This is a genomic window from Microcystis sp. M165S2, from assembly GCF_020245885.1.
Classification (GTDB): Bacteria; Cyanobacteriota; Cyanobacteriia; order Cyanobacteriales; family Microcystaceae; genus Microcystis.
On record NZ_JADBTZ010000146.1, the window covers coordinates 1 to 9148 of the forward strand.

Here is a 9148-nt window from a genome sequence, read left to right on the forward strand (position 1 = left end):
AAGGGATTAAGTAGCGTGGGGCGCACGCAAACTTTACACGCTTCGGGAGAGGTTCCCTCTTGGTTGGTTGGAGAAATCCTGCTTGCTAACGGAGACTCAATGAACGAAGAATCCCCGTCTCTTTAGAGCGGGGAGCGTCAAGGAATGTAATTAAAACGAGAAAGAATGCGGATCGAGCAATTGCAAGCCTTTTTAGCCGTAGCCGATACGGGCAATTTCGGTCAAGCGGCACGCCAGTGTGGAGTCACCCAATCGACTATCAGCCGCCAGATTCAATCCCTAGAAACCGATTTGGGCTTACCTCTTTTCCATCGTACCGCCCAAGCGAAGTTAACCATTGCCGGGGAGAAATTACTGCCCCGGGCGAAACGGATTTGTCAAGAATGGACGAATGTTCACGAGGAAATCACCGACCTACAGGCAGGAAAACAGCCAGAATTGTGCGTGGCTGCCATTCATTCCGTGTGCGCCCACTATTTACCGCCGATTTTGCCGAAATTTTGTGCTGAATACCCAGAAGTTCAGTTAAGAGTTACAGCCCTAGGCAGCGATCGCGCATTAAAAGTGCTGCGGGATGGTTTAGTAGATGTGGCGTTGGTAATGAATAATCGTTTTCTCACCTCTAGTCCGGAGATGGTGGTAGAAATGTTATACCAAGAAGCGATCGAAATTCTCATGGCCGCTAATCATCCCCTCGCCCAATACAAAGAAGTACCATGGTCAGAATTAATCCCCTATCCGCAAGTGGTTTTCAAAGACGGCTACGGAATGCAAAGATTAGTACAAGAATGGTTTTCCCGTCAGGATGCCCACCTGAAAACTGTCATGGAATTAAACACCCTCGATGCTTTTCGCGGTGTGGTGCGTCAGGGTAATATTATCGCTCTTCTGCCCCAATCTGCCCTGATGGAAGCCCGTAGCGATGCCACCCTCGCCATTCGTCCTCTTGCTTCCCCTAGTAGCGAAAATCCCCATCTTAACAATGGTAAATTTAGTCATCGTCTCACCCGTCAGGTAGTCCTTGTCACCACGAGCGATCGCCTACAGATACCACCGATCGCTCATTTTTGTCAATTAGTGCGGCAAATGAATCAAAGTGTGGTTAAAAGCTTAGAAAACCACCCCGTCCAGCCTTAGAAATCCCCATCAATCCCATTTACTCTTTATTTTCTTCCTTGAGATGAGTGATACTTTTCGAGAATTATTAAAAGTGATCGGTAGTGGCACCCATACGGGCAGAAATTTAACCCGTCCCGAAGCGGCAATGGCCACCAAGATGATGTTAACCCAAGAGGCAACCCCGGCCCAAATCGGTGCTTTTATGATTGCCCATCGCATTAAACGCCCCACCAGCGATGAGTTAGCGGGAATGCTTGATGCCTACGCCGAGCTTGGCCCGCAAATACCCCTAGAATCAGCCTCTTTTCAGCATCCGATCGCTATTTTTGGCAATCCCTACGATGGACGCTCTCGCACTGCCCCAGTTACTCCGATCACTACTTTAATCTTAGCGGCGGCGGGGGTTCCCGTAGTCCTGCACGGGGGCGATCAAATGCCGACTAAATACGGTATTTCCCTGAGGGAAATCTGGCAGCAATTAGGAGCAGATTTTAGTCAATTATCCTTAGCAGCAGTGAAAGACTGTTTAATCACCACAGGATTGACTTTTTTCTATATTCCGCGCCATTTTCCCCTAGTAGAGAATTTTGTTACCTATCGGGAGCAAATCGGTAAACGTCCGCCTATGGCCACGGTAGAGTTAATGTGGTCGCCTTTTGTGGGTAATATTCATCAGATATCGGGTTTTGTTCATCCCCCCACCGAAGATCGTTTTTGCGAAACTTTTGCCCTGAGAAATATCTCTCACTTCACCACCGTGAAAGGATTAGAGGGCAGTTGTGATTTAGCCTGTAATCGGACGGCGATTATTGGTCTGGGAAATCCCACCGATACCCCTTCCTTTCAGCGATTTTTCCTAAATCCTCGCGATTATGGCTTCTATACTTCGGATTATCCCCTCGAATCTTTAGAAATGCTCACCGCTAAATTAAAGGGTTTATTAGCCGGAGAAAATAATGAATTAACCGACGCGGCAATTTTTAACGGTGGTTTTTATCTTTGGCGCTGTGGAATTGCCCCAGATATCCCCACGGCTTTCCAGCAAGCACAACAATGTTTACAGTCGGGAAAAGCCCTGGCTAAACTGCAACAAATCTGTAATTATCTCCAAAATCACCGAATAGATGGGAATAGGACTGTAGGGGAAATTACCTAAAATATCGGATGAATGCCCCCGCTAGATTTTTCGACAAGATACTCACCTTTGCGGGGGATGAAATCCGACCAGAATACAAACTAACAAGCTACAAACTATCTGATGATCGACGTAAAATCAGATTTACTGACGGTTTTCAAGCAGGAGAATTTGATTTATGGTGTAGTCAAAAGACATTAGTTTATTATTCAGATCAACAGATTAGACGGGTAAGAGTTGTTAGACGTGCTGACGGTTATTATTGTCAGTTTTTGATTGACGTAGAACGGCGAGAATACCATAAACCAACGGGACAAATAACAGGAATTGACTTAGGGTTAAAGGAATTTTATACCGATGCCCAAGGCAATACTGTAGAGAATCCACGTTATTTAAGCAAGTCAGCACCTCGACCCTTCGACGTAGCTCAGGGTCAACGGTACTGTTGGGCAAACAGAAACCGACCCAAATGCCTTGGGAGAGTCCGGCCTCTGGATTCTTAATGGAGACATTGAGAATCTAAGCTGTCTCGTTGAACAAGGAATTTCCGATAAGTATCTAAGCACAATTAATTACACATCTAAGCCACTACTCCGTCAGACTTCTGATGTGATCAGTAAACAGTGAACTGAAAACTCAAATCCGATCCCTAATAACGCTCTTCTGGAACTTTCGGAAATACCTGACCGAATCCAGATTCTGAAACCCTCGGTTGACAAGCGAACGCTAACTTTTTTTCTAATAAAAACTCAAATTTCGGGTTTCTGTTAGTTAGCGATAGCTTGAAGGCTTACCCCATAAGAGAGCTAGAGTTTAGAGACTGTAAGACTTTTGCCAGACTCCCAGAAGAGCGTTAGTGATAGGTCAAGAATCCCCTGTCACAGCGTAGCTTGACGGTGGGAGTATGTCAATTGATTCAAATTAATTAACTCGCTGCCATAAACGTTGAATTTCTTTCCTCAGTTGTGCATCAGGAGGCTGGCTAAATTGTACAGAAGGATTGACCTGCACACCTGGAATATTCTGATTCCAGGGACTGTTGGGGACTGATTCTAAGTTTATGCCACTTATCACAGGGCGAAACCCGTAGCGGACGAATACTTCTTGTTGGGAAGGCTGTCTGAGAAAGGCGACAAACTCCCTGGCTGCTTTTCCTTGTCCCTCATTCACATCCCGCCGCGGGATCGCCGCCGTCGCTACTGTCTCAACAGTCGGGTCAAGATAGTAGATTTGGTAAGGTTTTCCCTGGGTAGTTTGGGCTTGGGACCAGCGATAGAGGGCGATACTTTCGTAGGTAGTCGCCACATCAGCGTCGTTGGGTCCGCGAGCAATAAATTCCCGCAAGAGAATGTCACTCGAAAGGGGCGGCTGATAGACGGAACGCTTAATCAGAGCAAACAAAGATTGAATTCCCGGCCCATTCAAGCTAGTACCAGCTAGGGGACTTCCGCCAAGATTAGACCCGGACCACAAACTTAAGGTTAACTGACCACTGTTGGAACGGCTAGGGTCTGTCATGACAAAATCGAAGCTTCCCCAGGTAGATTGTCCGCCGATAGCAGTCCAGTTACGCTTTTGCATGGCCCGTTCTACACTTTGCCATTGAAAGCGTCCCCCAGGGAAGATAACCTTTCCTCTCTCGGGCCAAGCGATACCCACCAGGAAGGTTTTGGCAATGGGTTGGGGCGGATCGTAGAAGGGATTGCTTTCTCCCTGTACCGCCAGGCGATCGCGCAATTCCTCTAAGATTTCGCCATTGGCTGGAATGAGGACAGTAGGTGTAAAGTCATGTTTCTGGTCGATGTAGTTATTAACTATGTCCTGAGAGCCTTGAAACTTGAGTTCTAAGTTAATGTTGGGATGAGATGCCTCGAATTGTAGCTCTAGGACTGCCAATGGTTCTTGAAGTTCCGTCCCACTGACGATGGTAAGGTTTTGCTGCACGCCAGGAAGAGGTGCATAAGCTAAAGCGAAAGCAATTAAGGCGATCGCAGCCGAAATTATTGCCCGTCTGCGTTTCGATTGAGGGCTGTTTCTCCTAGTGGGAGGCGTTAAGAGTCCTGGTTGCATGGCGAGTAATTCTTGAATGCGGTTGTTAGTGGGAGGATGGGTAGCAAATAAGCGATTGACAAGTTTACCCTTGAAGGGATTAATAATTAGAAGGGGAGCTAACGCTGGGTTTTCTTCTGTGGATATTGACTGCTGTTGGCTGTTATTTTCTAATCTTTCTAAGGCGTTAGCGAGGGCGCGAGGATTTCCGGTTAAACTTGCTGAACCTGCATCAGCAGCATACTCTCTCGTTCGAGATATGGCTAATTGAGTTAAGGTAGCCGTAAGGGGCGCAAGTAGCAAGGTAGGGAATAAGGCGGCTAGGCGGATGGGATTGGCGTTGCGGTAGTTAAACATGGCAAACATTCCCGTCATTCCTGTTTCCGTGAGGAGAGAAATTGCTACAGAAATAGTGACAGCAACTGTAGCAGTAAGGGTATCACCGTGTTTAATGTGGCTAAGTTCGTGGGCGATAACGGCTTCTAATTCGTCTTCAGGAAGCATTTGCATCAACCCTTCTGTAATGCAGACAACACCCCGTTGGGGATTCCTTCCAGTAGCAAAAGCATTAGGAGAAGAAGTAGGAATGATATACAGTTTAGGTTCTGGTAAATTTGCCCTGTAGCACAGCACTTCAACTATGGGTTTGAGTATAGCTTCTTCTTGAGAATTGGCAGGACGAACATCAAAAGCGGCTAAAACAACTTGGTCGGAATAGAACCAGAGACTAAAGTTAATTACAGCAGCAACAATTAAGCCAATAATAGCTCCAATTGTCCCGCCAATGAGTAGATAAGCCGTCAGAACTAAGATACTGCTTAATAACGCTAATAAAGCAACTGTTTTTAAGAAGTTCATTACTCGTCAATCTCCATTGTGGGGTTGATTTTTCCAGTTTAGTTGATTGATTAGTCAGTCTCAAGAAATGATAAAATCAATATTTTCTTGAAAGCAACTCAATTCTTCACTCAAATTTCTTAACTCTATAAGTTCTTCCGAATTAGTCAAGTCAGCCGTCCGCAATTTATTTTGTAATTGTTGCAGAACCCCAGCCGAGTCTTGAATCACAGTGTACAAGCTAGTTAATTTTGCTTGACGAGTATCTTGTCCTTGTTGTGCTAATTCAATATTCCGTTCTAAACTGGCTTGCAACTGTTCTAATTGTTGACGAGATACACCGGAACTCGAACGAATTTTACTTTTAACTTCCAAGAGTTGCTGTTGTAACTCATTGATTGACAATAAGGATTCACTTTCTGGCAAACGTTGAGCAATTTGTTCTATTTTTGGGGGAAGTTCAATAGCACTATCGCAAGCTTGCTGTACGGCGATTAATAAGTCCATTTGCACTGAACTGCTGCTTAATAATTGGTTAGCTTCTTGACGCAGAACTTCTGCCTTTCCTGCTAAACTTTGAGCCGAACCTTGAATAACTTGCAGTTCCTGTTGTAATTGTTGTTTGACCCGTTTCTCCCCATCTGGTTCTCTAGCTTTCAAGGCGGTTGCGCCGACTACAGTTACCGCCAATGCTGTTGGTAAAGTAACAGTATTAGATAATCCCAAAAAGCGAACACCAACAACTAAAACGATCCCGCCTGCTAAAACGGCTAAAGGGTAATAAAGAGGGTTAGCAATTTTCATTTTTAGTTAACCGTTGATGATTGATGGTTGATGATTTAGTAGATTAATTCAGGAATTAATCACAGTCTCTACATTTGGTTGACTTACAAATGCGCCTCGGAACTCCGAATTCCGCCCCGCGCTTGACTCGGCGGAATTCCGAATTCTTACTCATTACTTAAAACTCTACTTGCAAGTTTCCCATCACAGTTGATATAGTCGCTGGATCTCCTTGACGATAGTAACCGCCGTTAACTTCGGCAATTTTTTGCAAAGCCTGGGGATTAAATTCTCCTTCTTTCCCATAACCAATAGTAAAGAAAGCAATTCGCTGATCGGAAGAAAAGCCACTCTTTTGCAACTCTTGTTCCAACTGATCCAGATTAATTTGTGACCCCGAATCTTCTCCATCAGTTAAGATTAACACGGCATTAATAGTATCAGGGCGCAAATTTTGAGATAGCCAGTTGCGGGCATAGAGGGCGCTATCATAAAGTCTGGTCCCACCACCGGACTGCAGTTGGCCAATAAATTCAATGCCGAGATCTCGCCCCTGTGGAGTTCCTTCTATAATCACAGGTTCGTTAATAACTGAATTGAAACTAATTAGGGCAATTCTTTCCTTCGGTCCCAGGTTCTGAACGTAATTAAGTAAAGTATTCTTAACTGATGTCAGTTTTTGCCCTTCCATCGACCCAGAAGTATCAATTACTACTGCTACTTGCGACGGTTTCTTAGCATAATTTTGCCAGCTTTTAAGCATGGCTTCAACTACTTCTGGTTGGGGCGAACGGTAAGAGTCATAGGTGGGTTGAGGATTCACGCCAAATTCAGCAGAAAACTTGCTTCCCAAGGCTACTCCTGGAACACCCGGTCGCAGTCCCAAATCTGTGGCAATTTGTTGGGTTTCGGGCAAAAGAATGAATTCAATTACCTTTTCAGCAGCTTCTTTTTCTTGGTCACTTATCCAAGGCGCATTGGCTAAAATTGCCCGCATATTGGAACTGAAAGTAGCCTTGGGATAGACGGCTTGATAGCGCGTTTGATTGGAACCAGCTTGGCTGTTAGCAGCAATTACCAAAGACTCGTAAACTGAGGCTACCGAAGCCCAAAAGGGTCCGTTAGCGACCATAGATTGGGCAAGGGAAGCAGTAGAAGTACCATAGCGAGTGATTTTACTCTGGATCTGTTGAATTTGTCCCTGATATTTTTCTACGTCAGCTACAGTCAGATCTTCCGGGCGCTTACCTGCTACAGCAGCAAATTGGGCCACCAGGGTTTGTAAGCCAGAATTAGAACGGGTAGGCGCGGTGTGGACGTAAGTGATGGGGAGGGGTGGGGCGTTGGGATCGAGTTGGCGGTAGTTACCCAATTTAGCTAGGGCGACGAAGGGATCTTCTACTTTTTCTAAACCCTTGGCGAGGTCAGCGGTTGTCATGAAAACCATCGGACTGTAGGCGATCAGAGGTGAGTCGGTAATTTCCGGGATGTAATTTTGCCCAGGAAATAGCTTGTTCATCTGGTAGATGAGTTGACTCTGATAAATTTCGCCATCGACCGATAAAAGGGTGGGAAATTCGGGCGCATCGGCTTTGAGAGTTCCATTTTGGTATTGTTGGGCCAGCGAGAGAATCGTTTGGACCACATCGCCGCTTCCTTTAGCTTCGCAACTGAGGTAAAAGGCTTCACCGCCAGCGAGTTTGGGTTGGCTTTGGTTCAATTTCGTGGCTGCTTGCTGACAGAATTGGGCTAAGTCGCTTCCCACGAGAAATTTGACTTCAAGTCCCTGTTGTTTGGTTTGTTGGCTTCCTTGTTGCTGGAGTTGCTGTCCACAAGCGCCTAGAAATAGTAAGGTAAACAGGACGGTTAAGGGAGTAACTGAGGTTAAATAACGAGAAAAAAGAAGATTTTGGCGTTTAATCATGAGTCTTGACAGAGTAATAACCAATAAAGCACGAAGTTACTCGGATCAATGCAGATGGGATGAGAACATATTTACGACTATATCTTACATTCCCCACCCCTAACTGTTTACCAATGGTCCTGACTGAGCAATTTTTAGTTAAGGTAAAATTATGAAAAAGTAAATTTTAGCTTAAAATTAAAGGCATCTAGACCAAAAAAACGACCAGTTCTCTTGCCAGCAATGCCCTCAAAACTCAACATAAAAGTAAACTTTTAAGAACGATTTGACTGAATTGATACCGTTCAATATAGCGGTTCCTGATTGGATGAAGTACGGCAGATGCCTTACTGGATAAGCGTTACAGTCATCTGTATGTGCCTCACGCTAACGAGAACCGCTATATAAACTTAACAGACATCTCCATAATATTATATTAAGACCAAAAGTCTCTCTAGTTAAGGAATCTAACCGAATAAAAATGATTTTAATTGCCTCATATTTTTTCAGTAAAATTGAATTAGCAACGATAGATATACATTCCAGCTATTGAACTATTTGGTTGGTACACAAGACAAAGGTAAGCTGTGACTAGGTTGTAATTTTTGGAGATGTCTAAAGTGTAGGAATTAAAGAGGTAAACTCCACATGGCAGCTAAATTCGTCCCCGAACTTGAGGAAATCGTCGAAGGTCTTGGCATTCCAAGAATTGCTGCGATCGTGCTTCTGCCTGTTCTCGTTCCGGTGGTAGCAGGTGTTGGCAAGCCGTTAGCTAAGGCAGCCATCAAAGACGGCAGGGTCTTTCGATTTGCGGTTTCTCATGCCTTTGTTCTTAAGTCTCCTCGCGCTGCGGCAGGTGTTCTCTAATAGTCCGGGCTTGAAGACGGCCCCCTAGTATATCCTGGCTTGGTACGCCTTTGATAGTTTCCTAAAGCTGAATGACCAGGCGGAAAAGCCCTGGCTAAACTAGAACAAATCCGTAATTATCTGGAAAATCAGGAATAGATAGGAATAGGACTGTAGGGGAAATTACTTCTAAATCAATCATTAATTCGAGAAGTTGGGCCAAGAAGGTAAACCCCAGACTTGTTATAACTTCTAGGTTTAAAGATAAATACTTTTGAGAAAAAAAATTTCCCGACTGCATCATTTCCTCGCTCAAGTGGGAAAGCTATGACTACGTTGACACTCCTGGGCTTAAAGGCGTGAGGATTCTCGAAGCTCATCACAGCCCTTTCTGGTTTCCCTTACTTAGGTCTTACACGATTATGTCTGAACCGAACCTACTAGAATATCACTTGCTATCTAGTTATCCTTTTTCT

General features: G+C 44.8%; 6 protein-coding genes and 2 pseudogenes. 5 read left to right on the plus strand and 3 right to left on the minus strand.

The window, feature by feature from the left end; all coding sequences use genetic code 11:
* The 4 genes and pseudogenes from IM479_RS22560 to IM479_RS23025 all read left to right on the plus strand — a co-directional run.
* A pseudogene (locus IM479_RS22560) lies at positions 1 to 126 on the plus strand (RNA-guided endonuclease TnpB family protein); the annotation flags it as partial.
* Positions 127 to 165: 39 nt separating this feature from the next.
* Positions 166 to 1137, plus strand: a complete 972-nt coding sequence (locus tag IM479_RS07755; protein WP_287076051.1) for a LysR family transcriptional regulator — start codon at positions 166 to 168, stop codon at positions 1135 to 1137.
* Between the two features lie 43 nt (positions 1138 to 1180).
* Positions 1181 to 2275 carry an anthranilate phosphoribosyltransferase family protein gene (locus tag IM479_RS07760; protein WP_287687879.1) on the plus strand — a complete coding sequence of 365 codons (1095 nt, stop codon included), beginning with the start codon at positions 1181 to 1183 and terminating at the stop codon, positions 2273 to 2275.
* A 71-nt stretch (positions 2276 to 2346) separates the two neighbouring features.
* A pseudogene (locus tag IM479_RS23025) lies at positions 2347 to 2667 on the plus strand (RNA-guided endonuclease TnpB family protein); the annotation flags it as partial.
* Positions 2668 to 3175: 508 nt separating this feature from the next.
* Here the strand turns inward: IM479_RS23025 and IM479_RS07770 are convergent.
* From IM479_RS07770 to IM479_RS07780, 3 genes are all read right to left on the minus strand, one after another.
* Positions 3176 to 5161, minus strand: coding sequence for a M48 family metalloprotease (locus tag IM479_RS07770; protein WP_287687881.1), 1986 nt, complete (start codon positions 5159 to 5161; stop codon positions 3176 to 3178).
* 60 nt (positions 5162 to 5221) lie between these two features.
* Positions 5222 to 5944, minus strand: coding sequence for a DNA repair protein RecN (locus IM479_RS07775; protein ID WP_287687882.1), 723 nt, complete (start codon positions 5942 to 5944; stop codon positions 5222 to 5224).
* A gap of 157 nt (positions 5945 to 6101) precedes the next feature.
* Positions 6102 to 7847 (minus strand): VWA domain-containing protein, encoded by a 1746-nt coding sequence (locus IM479_RS07780; RefSeq protein ID WP_287687884.1) that lies wholly within the window; start codon positions 7845 to 7847, stop codon positions 6102 to 6104.
* 627 nt (positions 7848 to 8474) lie between these two features.
* Between IM479_RS07780 and IM479_RS07785 the strand changes: the two genes are divergently transcribed.
* Positions 8475 to 8693 carry a hypothetical protein gene (locus IM479_RS07785; RefSeq protein ID WP_287687886.1) on the plus strand — a complete coding sequence of 73 codons (219 nt, stop codon included), beginning with the start codon at positions 8475 to 8477 and terminating at the stop codon, positions 8691 to 8693.
* Positions 8694 to 9148 lie beyond the last annotated feature (455 nt).